Source organism: Secundilactobacillus muriivasis, assembly GCF_054785195.1.
Genome location: NZ_BAABMI010000109.1, coordinates 1 through 2,476, shown reverse-complemented (window position 1 = coordinate 2,476; position 2,476 = coordinate 1). Strand labels below are relative to the sequence as shown.

At 40.5% G+C, this 2,476-nt stretch carries 2 protein-coding genes; one reads left to right on the top strand and one right to left on the bottom strand.

The window, feature by feature from the left end:
• Positions 1-204: 204 nt before the first annotated feature.
• Complete coding sequence (locus tag ACYVR3_RS16115) at positions 205-516, top strand: IS66 family transposase (RefSeq protein WP_461245015.1); 312 nt, start codon at positions 205-207, stop codon at positions 514-516.
• A 418-nt stretch (positions 517-934) separates the two neighbouring features.
• Here the strand turns inward: ACYVR3_RS16115 and ACYVR3_RS16110 are convergent, their stop codons facing one another.
• The gene (locus ACYVR3_RS16110) at positions 935-2,335 is read right to left on the bottom strand and encodes an S-layer protein (RefSeq protein ID WP_461245014.1); all 1,401 of its coding nucleotides are present in this window, start codon (positions 2,333-2,335) and stop codon (positions 935-937) included.
• Positions 2,336-2,476: the final 141 nt, after the last annotated feature.

Sequence of the window (2,476 nt, the reverse complement as noted above, 5' to 3'; positions counted from 1 at the left end):
AAAACGTAAAATTCCCATCAAGCACTTGAATCATGTGTTTGATGGGGATTTTGGAGTTTCTGGTGAATAATTCAGGAAAAAGGTAATTTTTAATTTTCACTTGATTTCATTAAATATTTTGAGCATAAAAATAAAAATTACCGTCAAATATGTGTGTGCACGATAGACGTCTGGTTAGAGTGCGCTTACTTATAAAATAAAGTTGTGATTCAATTACTCGTTGTGGCTGCTATGGACATATTCAACGCAAGTTTTTTTGATGATGCTAACGCTGATCCAAAACATTTTAAAGCTTCTCAAGGATTAAGGCTACTTACAAAAACGTTTAATCTGGAACGTGAAGGGCAATCATTAAATAGCGAAGAGTGTCTTAAATTACGCCAAGAAAAGTTGAAAACATTAATCGACATTTTCTGGATTTGGTGTAAATCAACTCAGACATATGCCAATAGTCGATTAAACAAGGCCATCACGTACGCAATTGGCCAACAAACGGCTCCAACTTTAGCGAGTTAGACTTCACCCATAATACATCGGAACGTAACATGAAAAGGCTACGTTATCGGGCGAAAGAACCGGCTGTCCTCCACTAACTCCAAGGGCGCCGAAGCCAACGGAATCAACGCCGCAATTATATCGAGTATTTACTAAAAACGATGCCACAGTTGCCGACTTTCGTAAAAGAAACACAACTGGAGGCTTGTTTACCGTGGAATTATTAATGTGATCAGGAATTATCAACCGCATAAAACACAAAAACGGACTAACTCAATTATGAGGAAGTCCGTTTTTCATTTCAATACGGCTGGTTATAGTGTGCGTACCTTACGTGCTTACTATATATCAACGTTACTTGGCGAAGGGGTATAATTCTTTATACAGAAAAAGCACATCCTAAAGGATGTGCTTTTTCAACTTCAACAATTTTTAATTATTAGTTAAAAACGTCAGTAGTAGTAGTGGTTGGAGCAGTAGGTGCTGCATCAACTACGGCTTTGGCTGAAACAAACGCAGTTAAGTTATCACCATATTTAGCTAATTGGTTAACAGTGTTAAAGTTGTCTTTGTTACCCATAGTAAATTCGTAGTGATACTTAGTACCGCCATTAGTAGTGTAAGTTTGAGTACCAGCGGTCTTGTTCAATGCTGCTGCTAATGCAGTGTAAACAGCATCTGAAGAAGTAACGTTAGCAGTCTTATCACCCTTCAAAGCATTTGAAAGGTTAGATAATGCAGTAGCACTAAATGCTACATCGCTAGCAGACAAAGTCTTGTTAACGCTCAATGCGTCAGCATCCTTAACTTCACTAGTAACAGAACCGATGGTAAGGGTTACCTTAGAAGCAGCTGCAGCAGTAACTGCAACGTACTTAGTACCGCCAAACTTAGCTGCATCACCAGTAAATGGTACAAACTTGTAGCCAGCTGGTACCTTAGCTTGTGCAAAGGTAGCAAGGTCTTGGCCATTTTCGTTCTTAAATTCATCACCAACAGCTTGTCCGGCTTTAGTGCCAGTAGCAGTAGTTACGAAAGTTTGATCAAATGAGCTCGACAATGCGTTACCCTTAGTATCAGTGTAAACAATCTTTACGCTGTTATCAGCAGTAGCAGTTGGGGCAGTGTTCTTAACATCAGAAGCCTTTACCCAAGCACCAACTAAACCGTTAGTCTTTGAACCGTTAACAGTAGCGATTTGGTAGTAAAGATCGCCTTCACGTGAAGTCGTCTTAGCTGCACCAAAGGTGAACTTAGCATCTTTGTATGCATCAGTAGCTGCCAATACCTTACCGTCAACAGTAGCACGGCCTACTTTGTATTGAGTGTATGCAGGTTCCTTGAAGAACAAGGTGTTTGCAGTAGTGCTAGTAGTTGCTGACAAAGTGTATGAGTCAGTAGCTTTAGGAGCAGTAGCATCCTTAGTAGTTGCGTATGCAGCTACGCCACCATCAAAGGCTGAGGTTGACTTGCCGCCGTAGATCCAGCCACGGTATTGCTTGTCAAATGAAACAACCTTGTAGTAAACTGAGCCGCGGTTAGTAGTAGCAACACGGTAAGCACGGAAGTTAGCCTTACCAGTAGTTGAAGCGTTCAAAGCCTTAGCAGTAGTAGTAGTAGCTACAACTTGGGCACCCTTCAAAGTACCAGCCTTAGAATATAAAGCGTTAGTACCGGTTAAGTTAACGTTACGAGTGTTAGCTGCGGTAGTCAAAGTAGTGTTTGACGTAACCTTAGCATAGGTCTTAGCAGATGCAGTCGTTGATGCTGCGCCGGCAGCGGCAACGAATGACAATGCAGCTAAGCCAACATAAAGAGATTTCTTTAAACTTGCTTGCATGTGTAATTCCTCCAAACATATATTTATGTAACTCATCAAGCATAAACAGTATACACAAAATCAAATCCTGAATTATTCATACCTTCCAAAAAAGTCGTCAGTTTTCATGTTTTTCAAAAACTGACGGCTTTTGATCTTGCT